This is a genomic window from Halothiobacillus neapolitanus c2, assembly GCF_000024765.1.
Lineage (GTDB): Bacteria > Pseudomonadota > Gammaproteobacteria > Halothiobacillales > Halothiobacillaceae > Halothiobacillus > Halothiobacillus neapolitanus.
Genome location: NC_013422.1, coordinates 536,324 through 557,096, shown reverse-complemented (window position 1 = coordinate 557,096; position 20,773 = coordinate 536,324). Strand labels below are relative to the sequence as shown.

The following is a 20,773-nucleotide window of genomic DNA, read 5'->3' as shown; positions in this document are numbered from 1 at the left end:
CGCCAGACAGAATGAGCGCAAAAAAAAGCCCCCGTAAATGGGGGCTTTGCTCATCTGTCGCTAGGATTGATTAAAGTGTTTCGTTTAAGGCAGTAGTCGAGTCTCGATCAAACCGCATACGCATCTCGTCAATCTGCGATTCAAGCCAGCGAATGTCGGGCACCCCGACACGCCGCCCGCCCATTTCCGCACTCAAGCGCCAGAACCCGCCCTCGCTGGAGGCTTCTTCAGAAAAGCTATGCATATTTACTTCCTCCGAACGCGGGACACCGGAAAGGAGCACGGCGTAGTAAGGCAAGGCAATGTCGGGATTCGAGCCATACATGACGGCACAACGCACACGCTGACCAATCGTCGGTAGCGGTTCGTTCAGCATAGCTTCCAGACTGACCAGTGGTATGCGCTGCGCACGCCAATCAACCATGGCTGCATCCAGTCGACTCAGGTGCGTGCCACCTTCTGGCAGCATGACCTCGGTGATCTCGGCCACCATGGCGTAGGGCACAATGACTTCCATATCGCTAACCTGTGTCGGCAAGCGCACGATCCGCACCTTTTTTGTTTCGGCAGGCCCTGGGCCCACACCAACCTCGTGGGTGCCCGCAGCCCCAGCGAGGAAAGTAGATTCGTTCGAATTACTCATCCCTGCTCCTCATTGTTCTGGATACTGCGCCCCTCTTCCAGGGCAGAGCCACTTCCCCTCGTCCGATCACGAACGTCTGTAATGAAACTTTCGATTCGTCCGATCAGATCCGCTTCAGCATAAGGCTTGCCCAAATAGGCACTCACGCCCAACGCTTCCGCACGGCTACGATGTTTCTGACCGGTTCGCGATGAAATCATGATGACGGGCACATTACGCGTCTGCTCGTCATTCCGGATGGCGCCCAACAGTTCGAACCCATCCATCCGCGGCATTTCGATATCGGTCAGAACCACATCCGGTTTTTGCTCATGCAGGAAGCCGAGTGCCTCGACGCCATCTCGCGCAAGGATCACATCCAGATTATTCCGCTCCAACGTGCGCGCGGTGACCTTACGTACAGTCAGAGAATCATCGACCACGAGCACGACAGGACGACGACGCACACTCACCTGAGCCGTGAGATCAAGATGACGATCATCGCGCCGCTGGAACTGACGAACCAGTTCGAAAAGCTCAAGCACCAGGATCACATTGCCCTCATCGGAAATCGTGGCACCGGACAAGCCCGGAATCCGACCGAGTTGTGGTCCCAAGGACTTCACAAATAGCTGAATACCACCCAGTTGGTGATCGACCTGCACGGCGAAACGCCGTTCACCCAACTTGAACAGGAAGACAGCACGTACACCCACTTCCTGAGCATTGGCATTGAACGGTTCATGACGAAGCAATTCGCCCAGATAGAACAGGGGATATTGCTCGCCATTGAGCGTCACAGCCGGCTTCGGACTGGCATATTGCTCTGCCAGCTGAATAGAGGTCATTCGCGTTACAGACACGACGCCCTTGTACGGGATGGCAAATTGATTATCGCCAACCGAAATCAGGATGCCGCGCGTCATGGCCTGAGTAAGCGGCAGGTTGAGCTGAATTCGAGTGAACTTGCCAAACTCGGACTGCAAGTCCACAAAACCGCCCATCTCCCGGACAGAACCTGCGACCACATCCATGCCAACGCCGCGGCCGGCCACCTGAGATACGTTGCCTGCGGTCGAGAAACCCGGCAGGAAAATCAGGGCGCGTGCTTCATCATCGGAAAGATCGATATCGGCAGGAATCAGCTTGCGCTCAACCGCCTTGCGACGAATGGCATCAAGATCAAGCCCGCGGCCATCGTCTTTCATCTCCAGCGTGACGTTACCGCCCGCACTTTCAATGGTGATTTCGATTTGCCCTACTTCCGGTTTACCCAGAACACGCCGTTCGTCCGGCGACTCGATACCGTGGGCCAGACTGTTGCGGATCATGTGCTCCAGCGAAGGCAACAAGCCAACGATCGTGACCCGGTCAAGTTCGGTCTCGCCATTGTGGATGATCAGTTCGGCATTGCGCCCCATTTCATCGCCCACCTGACGGACAATCCGGCGCAAACGCCCAACGACGTCGTTGAAGCGGACCATACGCAGAGCCAGCATGCCATCCTGCAGTTTGCGCCCCAAACGGGATTGTTGCAGCAAGAGCAGCTGAGATTGCTCGGTGATATCGCTCATGGCTTCTTCGATGCTCGAAATATCACCCAAGCTTTCCATGATGCCGCGGCTCAATTCCTGAACCTGCGTAAACCGGTCGAATTCGAGTGGATCGAACTCCTCTGCACTCAAGCCCGTTTCAGCCATCAACTCGGCTTTCATCTGCGACTCGGTTTGAATTTCCAAGCGCCGTAACTGACCGCGCAAGCGAGTCAAAGTCTGCTGCAACTCAAATAACTGCCGTTCAAAACCATTGACCTGTCGATCCACACGCGCTTGCAAAAGCACGTTTTCGCCAACCTGATTGACCAGGTCATCAATCCGGTCTGCATCAACACGAATCTGTTCTCTTCGCACTTCGTTCGCGACTGCTGCGGCATGGGGCGCAGTGGACTCGGCGGACTCGGTCATTTCGACCGACCCGGTAACTGCCGACCCATCAGCAGGTGCCTCGACCGACTGCTCGAATACACTTTCAGCGAAAGGTTCTTCGATCTGAGCGGTTACGGGTTCACGCAATGCCTCATCATCCGAAACAAGGGCTTCGATGGCATGAGCGGAACCTTCGTTCGCAATCTGGGCCAACAAATTGATTTGGGCGGGAATTGGCGCCTGACGGCGAACCAGATCCAGCATCTTGCCCAATGCATCATAGGTGTGCTGAACCAGAGCAATCAGGACATCGGCCTGCTCACCCCCACGATCTCTGGCACGATCCAGTCGATCCTCCAGCAAATGGGTAACATCGGCGAGATTCAGCAGGCCCGCCATACGCGCGCCACCCTTGAGGGTGTGCAGGTTGCGATGCAACAATCGAATGGAATCGAGATCGTGCGGGTGCTGACGCCAGTGGGCGATGTAACCATCCGCCTTTTCCAGCAACTCTTCCGCTTCCTCAAGGAAGATCTGCAGAATATCCGGGTCTTGATCCCCCGGCATATCGTCGGGACGAACGGACATACCAATGTCAGCGCTTCGCTCGAACAAGGGCGTTGAAGCCTCAGGTACCGCCTGAATAGTTTCTGACGTTTCTTCTTCTGCGGAATCAACCACTTCTGGCAAAGCAAATTCAGCGTATTCATCCACTGATTCTTCCGTTTCGGGTTCGGCGGAAAGAATCTCGACCAACAACTGATCGATGCGCGCTGCAATTTCAACTTCAATCGGTTCTTCGTCCGGTTGATCGAAGGCCGGCTCAATCGCCCATTGACGTAAACGGTCCATCATCAACAACGAACGCTGGAATACCGCCAGGTCTTCGTGTTCCAGCGAATGGTTGTGCTCTTCAAGCAGGCGAATCCATTCTTCAAGCCGGTTGGATATGCGCGCGATCGGCTGAACACCCGCGGTTCTGGCAGAGCCCAAGAGCGTATGGACCAGTCGAACCAATTCCTTGTCACAGGGCAAAGAAACCCAGTTAATCAAAGCGTGATCGACCTGTTGGCGCAACTGATGGATATAACCCGAGGATTCCTGATCGAAGATTTCACGCAATACCGGATCTTCAATAACCGGTGCGGGTTCAGGTGTCAGTTCCTGCGCCGTGGCTTCCTCTGGTTCCGACACTGGTTCTGTAGCAGGCAAAACCGTTGTCTCGTCAACCACGGTCGGTGAACGATCTGGATGCTCAGTATCCGTGTCGTCATCCATCGATGACATTTCAACGTGCCAAACTTCGCCATCTGCATCCGTGTCAGACGAAACTTCTTGTTCGTAAGAAGTTTCAGTCACAGACGCTTCAGACTCCTGAAGTATTTCTTCTGAAGGCGCGAACTTTTCAAGGATGTTTTCGTCAACCTCAGAGGGTGCATCTTGAACCCATTCGTGCGACTCAACCGTCGGCACATCTGCTTCTGCAACCAGGGTTTCAGCTTCAGGAGCGGATTCCGTAATGGCGGATTCGGAGGCGGCCCCATCCTTCGACTGATCATTGCTCCAAGCCTCAGCCCACCCCAAAGATTCCTGCCAATACGACACGGGCGGGCATTGTCCCTGAGATAGGACAGGCAATGCCTCGTTCATGAGCGAGACGGCCGAGAGCACATCGGCACGCAACGCAGGCGTGCTGGTTACTCGGTCGTCCAGCACTTGATTCAGCAGATGCTCGTATGACCACCCCCAATCACCGATGGCAGTCAAACCAACCATCCGGCTACTACCCTTTATGGTGTGAAAACCACGACGGAGCGTAACCAGATGATCTCGACCACCCTGGTTGGACCAAGTTCGGGCCGCTTCCAGCAACGCGGGCAACTCTTCTTGCATCTCTTCTGCAAAAACTTCCCGCATCTCGATCGCTAGTTCATCCAGCGTTTCTTCAAACTCTGGGGTTGCCGAAGGGGCACTGGATTCTCCCACCTCAGCATCAGATACCATTCCAGTCTCTGATTCCGGCGCACGACCAGGTGCTTGTTCAATATCCGGCAATGAGAGTGCGTCAAGTGACAGATCAGAATTGAAGGGCTCTTCCAGAAAGGAGGGATGCTCAGGTGACTGTGGGTCACTCGGCGGCAATGTCAAATCAATGTCTGAATCGGAAGCATTCTGCAGGAAGGACCATTCAGTTGTTGATTCAACGGGTTCCTTCTCAGATGGAGGCAAAGACAGATCGAGTGTCTCAAAGTCTGGCAGCGGCTCGTCTTCCGCTACCGGTGTCTCGGCAGATTTCTGTTCAAAAACAGGTTCATCTTGCTCCAGATCGAGTGACAGCTCCGCTGCCCACGCCGCAGGCAGATCGAATTCAGCATCTGCTTTAACTTGCGACGCTTCACCAGCCGGTTCCTCGCCCGACGCTGCTTCGTGCTGATGCTCTATCAGATCAAAGTTCCCAAGATGCGCGTTGTCCTCGACAGACTCAACCATCGGCTCGGTCGATGGCTCTTCTGCCGGTATTGCCTCGATGGTGTCGGGTGCCAGAAATGCAGTTTCCGGCTCGCGCGCTGATTGAGAGAGCACATCTGCATCTTCACCAGAATGAGTTTCTTCAGAAACATCGAGCACAAAATTCTCATCCAGCACGAGTTCTGGCGCCTGGAGCTCACCGGCTTCAATTGGCGCCGTGTCTGAATCTTCAGGCGGGTCGAGTGTTTCTAACGGCATCGCATCAACGGCCGTTTCTTCACCATGAAGGGCTGTGGCAACTTCCGCCTCTTCAACAAACTCGTCTGAGTTCGGCATGGATAATTGTGCAATAAGCTCATCCATGCTGGCCAAGGACTCATCCACTGGCTGCTGGGGCTCTTCGTCAATCGACGTTTGTACGTCAAGATTGTGATTTTGCGGTTCGAGGGTTTCTCTTGGCTGCTCGCCTTCGTGCGCTTCTGTGCCCCCGTTCAAGACAGGCAACATCTGCAAGGCACCGTCCAAAAACTGCACCATCTCTTTCTGATGGTCCCGCAAATTTTCGAGATAGAACTCAACGGCCGCCGACACTTCGGCAAGCGCTGAAATAGTCTCAGATCGCACGAGTTGCAGATTATTGACATGCAGAAAAAGCCAACGGTGCAAGCCATTGATCAAAGGCATCGCGGCTCGCAGCTCTGCCATTTCCAGCACATTACGCACGCCAGCAATCAAACGAGCTGCATTTGTAAGTGTATCTGGAGCCACCGGTTGACCGGTTGGCCTCAATGCCATATTCACCGCTTCCTTGGAGGCGATGACATCCTCATAACATGCGGTGGCAAGCGGGATAAGTGCTTCGGAAACAACGCGATCGACCGATGTTAATGACTTGCTGTCATCCACGATCAAGTGCCCGATTTGCGACACAACTTGTTCTGTCGTCATGATCGCCACGGCCAGTTGCATCAGGAAATCATCATCGAACAGAACGCTTCCGCGCGTCACCTGAATCAGCTGTTCCAATGCACCTTGAATCAATCCGGACTCATGCTCGTAATTCAATGCAGCGAGCACACCGACAATTTGCTCGAGTCTTGGTTGAATACGGACCAACGGCTCAAGATCACTCTTGGCGCCTCGGACAAACAAATCAAGCACATCTTGAGCCGCGTTCAGCTCTTCTGAGAGCACTTGTGCAACCTGTGTCAAAGCGGAGGTTTCTAACCCGAGGAAGCGGACACGCTCACCATCGGTAGAAAGTAGCTCGTGCCAGTTACTGACGCGCTCACCACATAACTCGCTGTCGTCCGGCAACACACGAACCAACTCAAGGAGCATATCTGTGGCAAATTCAATTGCTTCGAAACGAATATGCAGAGAGTCACGCCCCTGGATTTCCATTCGGAACAATCGGAGTACTCGCCCGATCATGCGCTTGGCCAAAGGCAAATAACGTTCCTGATCTTGGTGAACTGCGCCCAGCAATTCTTCAAAGGAACGCGTAGCCACAACCACCGCTCTATTAACTTCCCGCTCGATAATCCGATCAAACGTTTCGATCAATCCAGGGATCGCGGTTACATCGCCACGCATCAGCAGAAGAATTTGTTGCTCCATGGAAGCAAGCAATTGATTCGACTTGGTCTTCTCTTCCGATTTGGCGGCAATCTGCCCGACATAGGGATTGACGAAGACTCGACTCTCCGACCAGAGAACGGTCGAACGCGCCAACACATTTTCCGTATCGACTTCCGAGAGCCCTTGAGATTGTCTCAATCGATTGATCATCGGGAGCAAACTCATGGCGTTTACTGTCGCACCAACACTCAATCGATCCAGCAAAGCACGCAGCATCCATGCCGCTTCGGTCACTGTGGTGACAAGCACAGCTGCTTTTTCCGGATTGGTTTCGAGCTGAGTGAGTGCGGACATCTGCTCTTTGAGCATGACGCGCAAAAGTTGGTAATCGGAGACAGCCAGAACAGCGTCGATTGCTTTGACGGCATCCAAGGACTCGAAAACGAGTTCATTACCGCCCGCACCGCTGCTCAAATCTTCAAGTGCACGCAGTAACTGATCGATTTTCTCATTGAGCCCTTCCTTGAGCCGATCGAGAACAATTGAGTCCACCTTTGATTCTGTGCGCATAGCCACAAACCGCTCCTAGGATGTGATCGACAGTCCTTTGACCACCGAATCCGTCGTTACTACAGCCGATTGAACGACTGAGAGAACGATCATTCGTTAAGAATTCGAGTTCAATCCGTGACTACGCAGAACAACCTTCGTCACGAATCGAAAAAACGCCCTCACGTTATAAGGGAAAATAACGCTCGCATACTACCGATCCGGCATCTTGAAGCCCGCCACCGAGTTATTAAGCTCTTTGGACAGAGATCCAAGCGCACCGATTTCATCCGCTGCACGCGTCGCCTTGTCTGTTGTTTCCTGGGTTTCAGTTCGAATGTTATTCACTGTTTCTCGAAGGTTTGTAGCCACCAGTGCTTCTTGTTCGGTGACCTTCGCAATCTCACTGATCTGCTCGGAAAGGTTCAGTGAAACAGTCTCAATTTCACGGAGTGCCTTACCTGCGTTTTCAGCCAAGGTGGCACCGCTGACTACGTTGGTCGTGGTTTGTTCCATCGCCAACATGGCTTCCGAGGTGTCGGTTTGAATCGTGTTAACCAGCAATTCGATCTGTCGTGTCGCCTTACCGACGCGTTCCGCAAGACGTTGAACCTCATCGGCAACCACCGCAAAACCGCGCCCTGCCTCGCCGGCCATAGCCGCCTGAATCGCAGCATTCAAGGCCAGGATGTTTGTTTGGTCGGCAATGTCGGTAATCAAGCCAACGATGTCGCCAATTTCCTGAGAGGACTCTCCCAGACGCTTGATCCGTTTGGCCGTTTCCTGAATCTGTTCACGAATGTTGACCATGCCGGCAATCGTTTCACGCACGGCGTCACCACCACGGTGCGCCACGTCAACCGAAGACTGCGCGATGGTTGCAGACTGTTGCGCGTTAAAGGATACCGCTTCGATCTGATCGGACATTTGCGCGATGGCATCGGATACCGAACTGATCTTTTCCGCTTGTGCACGTGATGTTTCAGCCAACGCGCGCGAATTTGCTTGCGAACGCTGTACAGCACTTGCCACCCGCACGGAGGTGTCGTTGATCGTTCCGACCAGGTCACGTAGCGCATCGATGGAGTAGTTGACCGAGTCGGCAATCGCACCGGTAATCTCTTCTGTCACCGTGGTATGCGAGGACAAGTCCCCGTCCGCCAGGGTCATCATTTCATCGAGCAGACGCAAAATGGCTTGCTGGTTCCGCTGATTTTGAGACTCAGTTGCCTTTTGATCTCGCTTGGAATCACGTACCAGCGCGTAGCCAAGCCATGCCAAAAGCAGCAACGTGATCAAACCGGTCATGTACCCGATGTAAGCCAGTCGCCCCGAATTAACCTGATCTTGCGCCAAGGAAGAAGAAAGTTTGGATACATCCCCCGTAAATGCCCCGGCAATCTTGTCGATCTTGATTGCGGCTTGGTTAGCTGCCAGCAAAGTGGGTGCCTCGGAGAGCAAATCGGAACCGCCTTGGTTGATGGTGGCGAACAACACGGCCACATCGCGCAATTTCGCACGTGCTGCGGCATCGTTGATTTGAGGCGCCATCCGATTTCCATTCAGGAAGCCGTTCAACACACCACCGAACAAGGCCACATCACGGCCGAAGCGGTCTGAGGCATTGGCAGCATTCTGTCCGCCCGATGTGATTTCACCGATGGTCAAACCGATGCGCTCAACCAACATGAGTTGCCGAGTAGCCAAATAGACCACCTGAGGGCTGGCTTGTGCTGCAATAAGGGTTTGTACAACCTCGTCGGAACTCGACAGCAGATCCGGCAGCAGCTGGTTGATTTGAGATGCCAGATCGCCTACGCCCAAGATCGCTTTTTGTCCTTCAAGCACCTTGGCCAAGGCAACGTTGTATTCATCCCAACTCTTCTGAACCTTGGCAAGCTCGGCCTTACGCTCATTAGAAACCCCAGCTTCTGGACGCTTCGGGTCTTTGCCACTGAGTGCACTCAGATCGGAGACAAACTGGGCGCGCAGGGCGAGTACAGTATCGAAAGAAGCCTTGTTACCGCGAACGGCGCGCAGAGTTTCAATCGTCATCTCCTGTGACGAGCGTTCAAGCTGGGAAGCCACGAGACGACGCTCCAACAGGGTCTGGTCGTTCTTGGCGGAGAGAATAAAAATCGCGACGGTAACCAACAAGGTTATAGCCGCGACCACGACCAGCACGATGACCTGACGGCTCAGGCCGCCCAACTTAACTCCAAGACTCATAGCTACTGCCCACTCCTAGCTGTATAACAGGCCAAATCCCTGTTGTGAAATCGATCGATGTACCATCTTTTAAACGTATTCAAGCGACCGCATTCATGAATTGATCACTTTCCACCAGTGTTTCCAGATTCAAGATCGGCAACCAGTCATTGTCCATGCGGACTTCTCTTAGAACGCCTTGCAGGTGAGGTTCTTTCACTGCGCGCTCGGCACTGAACGGAATCTGGCGAATACCGTAGGAACGGTCAACAATGAAAGCGGCACTGAACCGGTGCGTTTTGGCAAGCAAGACGACTGAATGTCGACCTGGCTCCGATGGAAGATCAAAGAACAAGCGCGCAAGATCGTAAACCCCGGTCAACTCGCCGCGCATGTTGGCCAAGCCGACAACCCAAGGCTTTGCGCCGGGGATGTGCACTTGGCGAGGCGGCGGCAAAATGGCTCGAACTTGAACTAAAGGCACCAGCATTCTTCTGCCCCCTGCGCGGAACAACACCGCCTGCCAGGTTGACTCAACCTTATCGGTCTTAGGCATACCAACCGCATGAGCGGTGGCCTCGGTTTCAACCCAGCACAGGTACTCAAATAGATTCACAAGTCACCCCCGACTTTAGTCAATTGAGAACGGTACCAAGGATGCCCATCAAATCCGCCTCTTTAACCGGCTTGACCAGGTAATCTTTGGCACCTTGTCGCATGCCCCATATTTTGTCGGTTTGTTGATCTTTCGTCGTCACAATGATGACGGGGATGTGTGATGTTTCCGGATTCTTGTTCAGTTCTCGTGTCGCTTGGAATCCGTTCATGCCAGGCATGACCACATCCATCAAAACCGCATTTGGCTGAGCCTGCTTGACCAGGGCAATACCCTCTTCAGCATTCTTCGCCACCGAAACCTGATGCCCATTACGCTCAAGCATCGTTTGCAGAACATAAACCTCGGTTGGTGAATCATCGATAACAACGATATGTGCCACAGTAACCTTCCCTTACAAGTTTTCAATTCATCCAAAAATCGTCAGAACCAATCCACTCGACAAATCATTTAGCGTCAAGCTGCGCTGGAAGACGCGTTCGCACCTTCGGTAGCAAACCGACTAATCGCGCCGAAGAGCTCTTCACTGGTAAATGGTTTGGTCAGATAATCAGACGCACCGACAATGTTGCCCCGTGCCTTGTCGAAGATGCTGTCTTTACTCGACAGCAGGATGACCGGTGCGGGAAAACCGCGCGTTATGTTTGATAATTGCCGTCGTTTGATAGCCATCAAGCCGCGGCATCAGAATGTCGATGATGACGATGTCGGGCGAAAAATCACCGATTTTTGCCAGCGCATCAAATCCGTCAACCGCACTTTCGATCACGCATCCCGCTTTGGAAAGCAGGCTATCCGCGGTACGGCGAATGGTTTTACTGTCATCGACTATCAGGACTTTGAGCCCCGGGAACGCAAGGGCGCCCGCTGTCGTTTCGTTCGATTGATCCATGGTGTGATACCCAGTAGTTAGTGAGAAGCCTGCAAAACAGGCGATTCGCAAAATCCAATTGAGCGAATGTACCCAAGGCAAGCTACTTTGGCAATTAATTCGCTCACCGGCGGAGTTTACGGATGTGTGCTTACGCTTCTCATTGCAACGAAACAGTTCATCTTGGTGTATTTTCTAGGGTGAACTTGCTGCCGGGGCGATTGCCACGGGCAAACCGATAACGGGTATGCTGCCACATCATATTCCGACAACCGGGGATTAACCGGTAGAAAAACAACATTCAACCTATTGATTAATAATAGAGAAAAATAAAAATGCCTTCCGAAGCCCTGCGCACCGCCCACCCAGAATTGGATGCTCACTACTGCGGCCCATTATTGCGCATTGAGTCGCACATCATCCGCTGTCACCGGCAAATCGAAGCCTGGTTCCGCGCGCAATGGCTCAAGCACCCCGCGCCATTTTACGCATCCGTCGACCTGCGCAACGCCGGCTTCAAGCTCGCGCCGGTGGATACCAACCTTTTCCCGGCTGGTTTCAACAACCTCAATCATATTTTCGATCCTGTAATGGTGCAGGCCATTCAAGCTGCGGTTGAACATTCCTGCCCGGAAGCAAAAGACATCCTGATCATTCCCGAGCGACACACGCGCAATCTTTTTTACCTCGAATCGCTGGCCGCATTGGTTGCATTCGTTGAAATGGCCGGTTTCGGGGTGCGGATCGGCTCACTGGAACCGATCACGGAGCCCGTTAATTTCGATCTACCATCCGGCCGCACACTGACTCAGCATCCGATTTGCCGCGTTGGCAAACGCATCGAAGTAGATGGATTTTCCCCTTGCACCATTCTGCTGAACAACGATCTTTCAGGCGGGCGACTGGAAATTCTGGATGATCTCGAACAAACCGTAATTCCCCCGATTGAACTGGGCTGGTGGAAACGCTCGAAATTCGAGCATTTCTCGATCTATCAGGATCTGACCCGTGAACTGTGCGCGACCATTGATCTCGATCCCTGGTATTTATCGCCGCTGATGCGCGACTGCGGGCATATCGACTTCCTCAAACGCGAGGGCGAGACCTGCCTGCAATCCCAGGTTCAGGAATTGCTGGCCGAGATTCAGGCCAAATATGACGAGCATCAGATCAAGGAAAAGCCGTTCGTCGTCATCAAGGCCGATGCGGGTACGTATGGCATGGGCGTGATGACCGCACAATCCGCCGACGACGTCACGCAACTCAACCGCAAGCAGCGCACCCGCATGAGCGCAAGCAAGGAAGGCTTGGGCATTGATCGTGTGCTGATACAGGAAGGCGTTCACAGCTTCGAGAAAGTATCCATTCATCAAGACGATGACCGCTATGTGGCCGAACCGGTCATCTACATGGTTGATCACTTTGTAGTAGGCGGTTTCTACCGTGTGCACACGGAAAAGGGAGTCAATGAAAGCTTGAACTCTCCAGGCGCAGCTTTTGTGCCCTTACCGTTCAACGAGGCGTGCAGCCTGCCTTCACCGGACAGCTCCCCGGACAGCGAGCGCAATCGACTCTACGTGTACGGTGTGGTTGCGCGGCTCGCACTGCTCGCAGCGGCTTACGAATATCAGATGATCCGTGAAGCGGATGCCGCCACCGAACAAATGGCGGGCGATGTGGCATGAAGATCGGCATCCTGATGGATCCCATTGCCGGGATCAAACCCTACAAGGACACCTCGTTTGCGCTATTGCTGGCCGCCCAAAGCCGAGGTTGGTCCGTCTTCTATCTGGAACCGGACTGGCTCTATGCCGAGCAAGGCCGTCCGCGCTCGCGGATGCATGCCATCACCGTATTCGATCGCAACACGGATTGGTTCGAACTCGGCCCGGCACAAACGTTCGATCTGAACGAACTCGACATCATCATTCAGCGTCAGGATCCGCCCGTAACCCTGAACTATCACTACGTCACCGCACTGTTAGCGCTGGCTGAAAGTGAAGGGGTTCTCGTTGCCAACCGCCCCAACGCGTTGCGTGCTGCGAATGAAAAACTGCTGGCCCAGCACTATCCAGACTTGTGCCCGCCCACACTGGTGACGCGCGACCCAGCCCAACTTCGCGACTTTTTGAGTCTGCACGGGCACATCGTGCTCAAACCTCTGGATGCGATGGGCGGCAGTTCCATTTTTCAGATTCAAGCCGGAGATCTCAATACCGCCGTCATCATCGAAACCATGCTTGCGCATGGTTTGATCATGGCGCAGAAATTCCTGCCCGCCGTGCGCGAGGGTGACCGCCGCATTCTGTTGATCAACGGCGAACCCGTCGATCATGCCCTACTGCGCGTGCCTCAGGCAGATGAGTTCCGGGCGAACCTTGCCGCGGGTGGGCGCGGGCAGGTCGTGCCGCTCAGGGCGCGGGATCGAGAAATTGCCGCAAGGGTTGGCCCGGACATGGCCGCTGCGGGGTTCTGGTTTGTCGGTCTGGATGTAATTGGCGATTACTTGACGGAAGTCAACGTCACCAGCCCTACCTGCGCACGGGAAATCGACGCGGTTTGCCATAATGATCCGGCTGGTCAATTACTCGATTTTCTGGCGTCCGAACGCGCTGCCGCAAAAAAACTGAACAATCGTTCAATGTAACCCTCGAACCCTGTTCCACCCACGCCCGAACCACGCTCATGCCCATGGGAATGTCAATGCCAACCCGCCGCCAATTCCTGACCACCGTGGCGGGCTTAACTGTCAGCCCCCTGTTGCTTTCGGGATGCAGCACGCATCAAACGCAGATTGTTGAAGAAGGGTTCACTGTCTTCAATATGCCGATGACGCTGCGATTCGCCAATGAGTCGCCCAAAGCCATCACACAGACGGTGAATGCCGCTGCGGGCATCGTCGAGCCACTGTACCGACGCATTCACCCCTGGAAACCGAGTGACCTCACCCGGCTGAACGCCCAACTGGCCACCCATGGCAAGGCGACGACAACGCCCGAGATCATCGACCTGATCAACATATCCCGAACGCTGTTTGAAGGCACCGATGGCGCGTTCGACCCCACCATTGGTGCGCTGATTGCCGCCTGGGGGTTTCACAACAGCCACGTCACCGAATCGCATCCGCTGCCGACCGAAGCGTTCCTCGATGCCTGGCTGGAACATCGCCCCACTATGAACGACGTGCATGTCGACGGATTGGAAGTAAGCGTCACCAACCGACGGGTTCAATTCGATTTCAACGGTTGCGCGGAAGGCTACGCCGGACACCTCGTGATCCAGGCAGCCGAAAAAGCAGGCATCACGAACTGCCTGTTCGACACGGGCGGCGATCTGTTCATGATCGGGCAGGCAGGCGACAAGCCCTGGCACTTGGCCATCGAAAACCCCTTGAAGCGGGGCGTACTCGCCAGTATTGATCTTTCAGGGCATACGGCACCCAACGGCCACCAGTCCCTCAACAGTTCGGGTAACTACGAACATCGTTTTATCTACAAAGGCGAAGCGTATTCGCATATCATCAACCCGAAAACCGCGCGCCCCGTTCGCCGTATTGCGGGCAGCACGGTATGGGCAAATCATTATGCGATTAGCGATGGCGCGACCAAGGGTGCCATGATGCTGGAACCGGAACAGGTGCCCGACATGGTGCGCAAACTCAAGCTTGACGGCGTGCTGTTCATGGAAGAAACCGGCCAACTCTGGATGAATCAACGTATGCAGGACAAGTTGCGCCTCGTCGAACCTGTCGCCGGTCTGACCGCCACTCACCTCATCACGGAGTAAAGCCAGCGCTGGGATCACCTAAGAGCAAGACGCGCTGCAACCACAAGGAAGAACGATGGATCATTGGGCACTCGATCAAAACTTCATTGATAGCGACAAGCGCTTCGGCGCCGCGTTGCTCGTCGCATTGGTCGTTCACGCCTTGTTTTTCGCCATCTATTTCACTGGCGATAAGCCCAGTCCACCGCCACCGCGACCGATCGAACTGACGTTGGATGCCCCTCTTGCGGCAAAGACCAACGATGCCAGTCCCACGCCGTCCGATAAAATCAACGACAAAGTAACAACCCAAGCCCTTGCCAGCGCTGCGGGCGAACAGACCAACACCCTGCAAAAACCAAAATCCGGCAAAGGCATCACCACAACAGGTAATAACGGCATCACCGACACCCCCACGACGAATGCCGCACCGGATGCCTTCAACCGCCTGAATGAGGCCGTGAGCCGCTCTCTGAAAACCGGTTTCCTGACCAGCAAAACAGTCAATGGCCCGGCCGGAGACTACTTGTCGCGGTGGAAGCGACAGGTCGAAGCCTATGGAAACGACCACTACCCCGAAGACCTGATTTCCCAAAAAATTTCCGGGCAGTTGATTCTTGCCGTGACCATCGACAAGGAAGGACACGTCATGGATATCGCCATCCAGCACTCATCAGGCAATCCGAAAATCGACACGGCCGCGCGGCGTCTGGTCCAGTTGGCATCTCCCTACCCGCCTTTTCCGCCCGCGCTCGCTGCCCGCTTCGATCAAATCGTCATCACGCGCACTTGGCAATTTTCCAGCGGACACGGGTTGACTACGCGCTGAACAGCGCAACCCAAGCTTATTGGCAACGGGCATCACTCAAGGATTGCGCAGGCGGGGCGCTAAACCTATACTCACGAGCTGTTTGCGCGGCCGCAGTGTGTTTTTGCACGTTGCAGCGCGTTTGATTTTTAGACAACGGTGCGCTCAACGCAAGCCGGAATGAGGTTTTGGTACATGGCAGTCACGCTCCCACCTGGTTACAAGCCTTCGGAATCCGAAGAATACATGAACCCCATGCAGCTCGAATACTTCAAGCAGAAGCTGCTGACTTGGCGCGACGAACTGCTTGAAGAATCCGAAACCACCGTCAATCACCTGCGTGAAGAAAACTGGCAGGAACCGGACATCAACGACCGCGCATCGCTCGAATCGGACGCCGCACTTGAACTGCGTACCCGCGATCGCTATCGCAAGCTGATCAACAAGATCGACAAAGCCTTAAGGCAAATTGCCGATGGCAACTATGGTTTCTGCGAAGAAACGGGCGATGAGATCGGCATTCGTCGCCTGGAGGCCCGCCCGATCGCCACCCTGACCATTGAGGCTCAGGAACGGCACGAGCGACTTGAGCGAGTCCAACGTGATGAATAAAGCCCGTCGCCTGTTTTCGGCCATCGCCGTCGCCTGCCTTATTGGCTCAACTTCATCCGTTTTTGCAACCGAAGCGCCTAAGGCCAAACCTGTATTGGTCAAAATCGTCACCAACATGGGGGCGATTACGGTTGAGATGGACGCTGACAAAGCGCCCAAAACGGTCGAAAACTTCCTAAGCTACGTGAAATCGGGGTTCTACAACGACACGATTTTTCATCGTGTGATTCCTGGTTTCATGATTCAGGGCGGTGGTTTTACCCCTGATTTCCGCCAGAAACCCACCCAAGCGCCCATCGCCAACGAGGCCAATAACGGCTTGAGCAACCGGCGCGGCACCATCGCCATGGCACGCACCAGTGATCCGAATTCTGCTACTGCCCAGTTTTTCATCAACGTGGCCGATAACAAATTCCTGGATTACAGCGGCCCATCCATGCGGGGTGCAGGGTATGCCGTATTCGGCCATGTGACCTCTGGCATGGATGTAGTTGATAAAATCGTCAGCACGCCGACTGGTGCAGCGGGTCCCTTCCCTCAGGATGTGCCGAAAAAAACCGTCCTGATCGAATCCATCAAGGTTCTACCCTGAGCTTGTGACCATCACGGACGGGTTCGGGCTTGCGCAACAGCCCCGATTAATTCAATCCACCTCGGCACTGCATGACGTTTGTGACCAGATTGCCGAATCAACCTGGGCCACAATCGACACGGAGTTCATGCGGGAATCCACCTATTTCCCGCAATTATGCTTGGTGCAGATCGCCACCCCAGACGCCATCTGGCTGATCGATCCACTGGCCGTGCCGTTGGCACCTTTATGGCATGAACTGAATCGAACGTCTTCCCCACTGGTCTTCCATGCCGCAGAGCAGGATCTGGAACTGATCTATCTCGATTCCGGCGCGCTGCCGCAAACCTTACGAGACAGCCAGATCGCCGCGGCCTTTTTAGGGCTTGGCGAGCAAATCGGTTACGCAAACCTTGTTAACCGCCTGCTGCATGTGGAACTCGACAAATCGCAAAGCCGAACGAATTGGGCTCAGCGCCCACTCACAGCAGAACAGCAACACTACGCGGCTGATGACGTGCGCTTTTTACGCAGCATGTACCCCCTGCTTCGCGAGCAGTTGGCCACCAAAAACAGACTGGCATGGTTCGACGAGGAATGCGCCGCACTCAGCGACCCCCAACGCTTCCAGCCCCAGATGACCGGTCTCTGGCGCAAGGTTCGCGGTCAACAGGCATTGCGCGCTGCACAACGAGCCGTACTCGATGCAATCACGACCTGGCGGGAAGCATGGGCTCGCGAGCTGAACCTGCCTCGGCGCTGGGTCTTAAGTGACGAGCAGGCGCTGGAACTGGCCGGTTCACGTCAATTCAGGCCCAACCTGTTGAACCCTAAAAATGCACGGCATCACCTGAGTGTCGAGCAGGTGGATGAATTACGCGCCACCATCGAGCGTGCCAAACAGTTGCCGCCGGAAGCGTTCCCCCAATGGCAGGCATACCAACGCACCGACCCCGAAACGAACGCCATTCTGAACCGCATGCAGGCTTTGGTGCAGGAACGCAGCAAACTAATGGAAATCAGTCCATCGCTACTCGCCACCACCGACGATATGCTCCGCTTGATACGCGCACCCGATGCCTTGAACAAACTCACAACCGGTTGGCGCTGCGACGTGATCGGTTTGCCGCTAAAATCACTACTCGATTAGTAAAAACTTTGAGTCATCCATCAGGATGGATTCAAACGAAGTAAGAAAATCAGGCACGCCATTTGTGCCACAGACAGAGGTTATGCCATGAATTCCGCCGAAATCGTTTCGATGATTCAAAATGAAATCCCCGATGCCGAGGTTCACCCCGAAGGAGAAGGCTGCAACTTCAAGATCACGGTACTCAGTTCTGAATTTGCGGGCAAAACGATGCTGCAACAGCACCAGCGCGTGAACAAGATACTGGCGCCATCCTTGGCTTCCGGCGCACTTCACGCCGTGACGCTGGTCACCCGGACGCCTGCCTGACTCTTTTTCGACACCCTAACCACATCTGGAAGCAAACCCGATGAACGAACACATCAACCCGACCACGGATGCAAAAGACAAAACCGAGTGGGAAGCCGCTGCCTTCCGCCGTCTGGTCGCACATCTGCAAGAACGAACCGACGTACAGAACATCGACATGATGAACCTGACCGGATTTTGCCGTAACTGCCTATCCCGCTGGTATCGCGAAGCCGCCGAGGAACGGGGTACCAAGCTGAGCGACCACGATGCACGCGTGGCGATTTACGGCATGCCCTACGACGAGTGGAAAAAGCGCCACCAAAGTGAAGCCACCCCGACGCAACAAGAACAATTCAAAACAGCCATCAAACAGCATGACTGAGCTTGATGGGCACGGCCCATTGCGTCGAGCCGTCCTGTGGGTGGCGTTACTTAACTTTGGTTATTTCTGGGTCGAATTCACTGTTGCCCAATCGATAGGCTCGGTTTCCCTGTTTGCGGACTCCATCGATTTTCTCGAAGACACCGCAATCAACCTGTTGATACTCATCGGCATCGGACTCAGCCTTGTTTACCGTGCCCGACTGGGCATGCTCTTGGCAGGCGTCCTGCTCATTCCAGGAATTGCCACCCTATGGATGGCCTGGAACAAGGTCATGAGTCAGGCACCGCCCGATGCTTTCGATTTAAGCCTGACCGGGCTTGGGGCGTTATTCGTCAATCTGGCCTGTGCCTTTTTGCTTGTCCGGTTCAGACATCACCAGGGTAGTCTGACACGCGCAGCTTTTCTTTTCGCCCGGAACGATGCACTAGCCAACGTCGCCATCATTGCGGCGGGCCTGATTACCCTCTTATGGCATTCGGCTTTGCCCGATCTGATCGTGGGCTTGGGGATTTTCCTGATGAATTTGGACGCAGCCCGTGAGGTCTATCAGGCAGCCCGACGGGAACACGCTGAAACACGGCAACTACAACCGTAAATAACCTGACCTATAATTCCGGCCAATGCCCACCGAGGATCGCCTGCGCCACCTTGTCGCTAAAGTAAGCGACCTTGGCATTCTCATAGGGCTGGGTATCGTTTGCAGTCATCATGCGGTAATAGCCCGTGTAGATGGCAATCAGTTGGGCGGGCGTGTATCCATCGACCTTCGTGGGATCGGGATTGTCACCGGCCAGTTGAGCCAATTGCTTTTGGGTCAATTCCGCGATGTGCACGATGGCCTCAACTAAAAGATCCTTGCTGTGTGGTGGAGCTGTTTTGGCCAGGATGGCGGCCGCATCCGACACCGCATTCGGGTGCGATTGAACCAACGCGGCAACGTCATCGAGCATTTTTGCCGCCCCATGCAAAGCGCGGCTGGCCGGCACCGGGAAACCATTGCCGCCGGTGGATTCCACTTGTGCTTTGGCCATGGCGACGACGACACGCAATCGGGGCAAATCCAGTTCACGCGCCCGACGATCCGCGATATCCAATGAGTTGGGCGTGATCGCCATCCCGCTGCCCAACCAGCGTTGCAGCGTGGTTGAGAGGTTTTCCCTCTCGACGTACTGAAACTGTCCGATCGTCCAAGGTAAAATCTTGTCGGTGGGCACGTCGTTGACGACCTCCTTCGCGCGGGCCGTCGGTGCCGTCATGATTTGTTCGGAAGCGCCCGATGGGCTGCACGTACCATACATGGTCTTGTCTTCGCCATTCACGACATCAGACAGTTTGATATTCACGGTGCCATCGGCGTTGATGCGCTGGATAATGCCATCAGCGTAGCCGTCATCCAGCAGGTTCTCGGAATAAAGTGGAATGAACACCCGGTCGCCTACCTTGAAGCTGGCCGCGAAAGAAGTACCAACGGTCATCAGCGATAAACAGATGCCGACAACAAAGGGAATGAATCGTGAATTTCTCATATGACGCTCTTAATCTTAACTTGCATTGGTTATAGCAGATGGCCCAGAAGAATTTATCCTTGAGAAAATTATCGGTGCGCGATGCCTGGGGACTGATCGAGGTTATCGAAAGTGAGGGAGAGATTACGCTTCACTTCGGCAACCACACCGCGCAATCCGGCTGGCATCCCGCTCAACCGGCCAAACTCGCCTTCGGTTACTACCGCGCCTTACTAATGGGACTGGTTCTACACCCCGACCCACGCCGCCTGAATTTGTACGGCCTAGGTGGCGGTGCGCTAGCGCGATATTTACTAGAATATACCGATATTTCTGTTCATGCGCACGATCTTCGCCCCTCACTGGCGCCCATCGCCCAGCAATACTTCGGGCTTGATCTTGAGCATCCCCGCTTGCAGCTGCAATTTGGCGACATCTGCGCGAGCGATGAACTGGCAGACGTTCCAGCCGCGGATATCATCTGGGTCGATATTTTCGATGAGCAGGGCATGGTGCCGATCCCGACACGCAGCTTGGCCCAAATGGCCCGCCAACTCGGTCAAATCGGGGTACTTTGCATCAATGTCTGGCGTAACGACCTCAGATCACTTGGCGATTTAACCCGCGCGCTCGAGCGCTTTTTTGATCCCGACCCGCTGGTGTTGCGCGTGCCGGAACGGTACAACAGCGTTTTGTGCTATCGCGCCGAACCATGGCAACCCCACGACATACTGCAAGCGCATCGCCGGATCACGCATTTTTCAAGCCCCGTGCAAGAAACCCTGCGCGAGGCAATTGGCTGGCTGGAAGCCCTGCCACGAAAACAGCTCGGCTGAACAAATAGG

General features: G+C 54.6%; 17 protein-coding genes and 1 pseudogene. 11 read left to right on the top strand and 7 right to left on the bottom strand.

The window, feature by feature from the left end:
- Window positions 1-70 precede the first annotated feature (70 nt).
- From HNEAP_RS02605 to HNEAP_RS02580, 6 genes and pseudogenes are all read right to left on the bottom strand, one after another.
- Window positions 71-643 carry a chemotaxis protein CheW gene (locus HNEAP_RS02605; protein ID WP_012823409.1) on the bottom strand — a complete coding sequence of 191 codons (573 nt, stop codon included), beginning with the start codon at window positions 641-643 and terminating at the stop codon, window positions 71-73.
- Complete coding sequence (locus tag HNEAP_RS02600) at window positions 640-7,167, bottom strand: hybrid sensor histidine kinase/response regulator (RefSeq protein WP_012823408.1); 6,528 nt, start codon at window positions 7,165-7,167, stop codon at window positions 640-642. Before HNEAP_RS02600 ends, HNEAP_RS02605 begins: the two co-directional genes overlap by 4 nt.
- A 192-nt stretch (window positions 7,168-7,359) precedes the next feature.
- Window positions 7,360-9,375: a methyl-accepting chemotaxis protein gene (locus HNEAP_RS02595; protein ID WP_012823407.1), complete on the bottom strand. Its 2,016-nt coding sequence runs from the start codon at window positions 9,373-9,375 to the stop codon at window positions 7,360-7,362.
- Window positions 9,376-9,454: 79 nt separating this feature from the next.
- Window positions 9,455-9,970 (bottom strand): chemotaxis protein CheW, encoded by a 516-nt coding sequence (locus HNEAP_RS12155; protein WP_012823406.1) that lies wholly within the window; start codon window positions 9,968-9,970, stop codon window positions 9,455-9,457.
- 19 nt (window positions 9,971-9,989) lie between these two features.
- A complete protein-coding gene (locus HNEAP_RS02585) occupies window positions 9,990-10,352 on the bottom strand; it encodes a response regulator (protein WP_012823405.1) in 363 nt (120 codons plus the stop codon).
- Window positions 10,353-10,426: 74 nt separating this feature from the next.
- Window positions 10,427-10,862, bottom strand: a pseudogene (locus HNEAP_RS02580) (response regulator).
- A 314-nt stretch (window positions 10,863-11,176) separates the two neighbouring features.
- Between HNEAP_RS02580 and gshA the strand changes: the two are divergent.
- The 10 genes from gshA (at window position 11,177) to HNEAP_RS02530 (ending at window position 19,018) form a co-directional block, all read left to right on the top strand.
- Entirely contained in the window at window positions 11,177-12,526 is a 1,350-nt protein-coding gene (gene gshA / locus HNEAP_RS02575) for a glutamate--cysteine ligase (RefSeq protein WP_012823404.1), read from the top strand.
- Entirely contained in the window at window positions 12,523-13,488 is a 966-nt protein-coding gene (gshB, locus tag HNEAP_RS02570) for a glutathione synthase (RefSeq protein ID WP_012823403.1), read from the top strand. Before gshA ends, gshB begins: the two co-directional genes overlap by 4 nt.
- 56 nt (window positions 13,489-13,544) lie before the next feature.
- On the top strand, window positions 13,545-14,627 hold the full coding sequence (locus HNEAP_RS02565) for an FAD:protein FMN transferase (protein ID WP_012823402.1): 1,083 nt from the start codon (window positions 13,545-13,547) through the stop codon (window positions 14,625-14,627).
- 55 nt (window positions 14,628-14,682) lie between these two features.
- Window positions 14,683-15,435 carry an energy transducer TonB gene (locus HNEAP_RS12150; RefSeq protein WP_012823401.1) on the top strand — a complete coding sequence of 251 codons (753 nt, stop codon included), beginning with the start codon at window positions 14,683-14,685 and terminating at the stop codon, window positions 15,433-15,435.
- Window positions 15,436-15,609: 174 nt separating this feature from the next.
- Window positions 15,610-16,026: an RNA polymerase-binding protein DksA gene (dksA, locus tag HNEAP_RS02555; protein WP_012823400.1), complete on the top strand. Its 417-nt coding sequence runs from the start codon at window positions 15,610-15,612 to the stop codon at window positions 16,024-16,026.
- Entirely contained in the window at window positions 16,019-16,618 is a 600-nt protein-coding gene (locus tag HNEAP_RS02550) for a peptidylprolyl isomerase (RefSeq protein ID WP_012823399.1), read from the top strand. Before dksA ends, HNEAP_RS02550 begins: the two co-directional genes overlap by 8 nt.
- Before the next feature lie 4 nt (window positions 16,619-16,622).
- Entirely contained in the window at window positions 16,623-17,747 is a 1,125-nt protein-coding gene (rnd, locus tag HNEAP_RS02545) for a ribonuclease D (protein WP_012823398.1), read from the top strand.
- 87 nt (window positions 17,748-17,834) lie between these two features.
- The gene (locus tag HNEAP_RS02540; RefSeq protein ID WP_012823397.1) at window positions 17,835-18,056 is read left to right on the top strand and encodes a BolA family protein; all 222 of its coding nucleotides are present in this window, start codon (window positions 17,835-17,837) and stop codon (window positions 18,054-18,056) included.
- A 40-nt stretch (window positions 18,057-18,096) separates the two neighbouring features.
- Window positions 18,097-18,420, top strand: a complete 324-nt coding sequence (locus HNEAP_RS02535) for a DUF1244 domain-containing protein (protein ID WP_012823396.1) — start codon at window positions 18,097-18,099, stop codon at window positions 18,418-18,420.
- Window positions 18,413-19,018 carry a cation efflux transmembrane domain-containing protein gene (locus tag HNEAP_RS02530; RefSeq protein WP_012823395.1) on the top strand — a complete coding sequence of 202 codons (606 nt, stop codon included), beginning with the start codon at window positions 18,413-18,415 and terminating at the stop codon, window positions 19,016-19,018. Before HNEAP_RS02535 ends, HNEAP_RS02530 begins: the two co-directional genes overlap by 8 nt.
- Window positions 19,019-19,028: 10 nt before the next feature.
- Here the strand turns inward: HNEAP_RS02530 and HNEAP_RS02525 are convergent, their stop codons facing one another.
- Window positions 19,029-19,949: a hypothetical protein gene (locus tag HNEAP_RS02525; RefSeq protein WP_012823394.1), complete on the bottom strand. Its 921-nt coding sequence runs from the start codon at window positions 19,947-19,949 to the stop codon at window positions 19,029-19,031.
- Between the two features lie 59 nt (window positions 19,950-20,008).
- Here HNEAP_RS02525 and HNEAP_RS12145 point away from each other — a divergent pair, with 59 nt between their 5' ends.
- On the top strand, window positions 20,009-20,764 hold the full coding sequence (locus HNEAP_RS12145) for a class I SAM-dependent methyltransferase (RefSeq protein ID WP_133484707.1): 756 nt from the start codon (window positions 20,009-20,011) through the stop codon (window positions 20,762-20,764).
- Window positions 20,765-20,773: the final 9 nt, after the last annotated feature.

Coding starts and splice junctions, on each gene's coding strand:
- HNEAP_RS02605 (WP_012823409.1), bottom strand. CDS start 643: ATGAGTAATTCGAACGAATCTACTTTCCTCGCTGGGGCTGCGGGCACC.
- HNEAP_RS02600 (WP_012823408.1), bottom strand. CDS start 7,167: ATGCGCACAGAATCAAAGGTGGACTCAATTGTTCTCGATCGGCTCAAG.
- HNEAP_RS02595 (WP_012823407.1), bottom strand. CDS start 9,375: ATGAGTCTTGGAGTTAAGTTGGGCGGCCTGAGCCGTCAGGTCATCGTG.
- gshA (WP_012823404.1), top strand. CDS start 11,177: ATGCCTTCCGAAGCCCTGCGCACCGCCCACCCAGAATTGGATGCTCAC.
- gshB (WP_012823403.1), top strand. CDS start 12,523: ATGAAGATCGGCATCCTGATGGATCCCATTGCCGGGATCAAACCCTAC.
- HNEAP_RS02565 (WP_012823402.1), top strand. CDS start 13,545: ATGCCAACCCGCCGCCAATTCCTGACCACCGTGGCGGGCTTAACTGTC.
- HNEAP_RS12150 (WP_012823401.1), top strand. CDS start 14,683: ATGGATCATTGGGCACTCGATCAAAACTTCATTGATAGCGACAAGCGC.
- dksA (WP_012823400.1), top strand. CDS start 15,610: ATGGCAGTCACGCTCCCACCTGGTTACAAGCCTTCGGAATCCGAAGAA.
- HNEAP_RS02550 (WP_012823399.1), top strand. CDS start 16,019: ATGAATAAAGCCCGTCGCCTGTTTTCGGCCATCGCCGTCGCCTGCCTT.
- HNEAP_RS02540 (WP_012823397.1), top strand. CDS start 17,835: ATGAATTCCGCCGAAATCGTTTCGATGATTCAAAATGAAATCCCCGAT.
- HNEAP_RS02535 (WP_012823396.1), top strand. CDS start 18,097: ATGAACGAACACATCAACCCGACCACGGATGCAAAAGACAAAACCGAG.
- HNEAP_RS02530 (WP_012823395.1), top strand. CDS start 18,413: ATGACTGAGCTTGATGGGCACGGCCCATTGCGTCGAGCCGTCCTGTGG.
- HNEAP_RS02525 (WP_012823394.1), bottom strand. CDS start 19,949: ATGAGAAATTCACGATTCATTCCCTTTGTTGTCGGCATCTGTTTATCG.